At 31.2% G+C, this 449-nt stretch carries 1 protein-coding gene; it reads right to left on the reverse strand.

Annotation, left to right across the window (positions count from 1 at the left end; translation table 11 throughout):
- On the reverse strand, positions 1 to 449 hold a 449-nt coding region (locus FUA24_RS23410; protein ID WP_317131970.1), incomplete at both ends, for a Clp protease N-terminal domain-containing protein.

Raw genomic sequence — 449 nt, forward strand, 5'->3', positions numbered from 1 at the left:
TTATTGGTTTTGCTAGATGGTGTATTAAAAATATCTTTTGAAGCATCATCTTCAGGGGTTGAGCTATCATCTTGAAAAGATTCAGCTTTCGGTTCTATATAATCATTATCGTTTGTAATCATAAATTTAAATTGTTCTTTAACATTATCATAGTCAACTTTCAGCTTATTTAAAAGCTTGGTAGTGGGGTCATTTTCGTTTCTTAAAATACACAATAATAAATGTGCTGTATTTATAGAGGTACTTTGAAACAATTTGGCTTCTAAAAACGTTGTTTTTAAGGCGCGTTCAGCCTGTCTTGTTAGATGCAAGTTCTTTTTTTGGTTAGTAGCAATACTAATATTTGGATTTGCCGGACTTAAAATTTCAACTTTACGTCTCAAATGGTTTAAGTCTATATCTAAAGCGTTTAAAATACTAATAGCTTTACCGTTGCCATCTCGCAAAAG

It is taken from the genome of Seonamhaeicola marinus, from assembly GCF_008085455.1.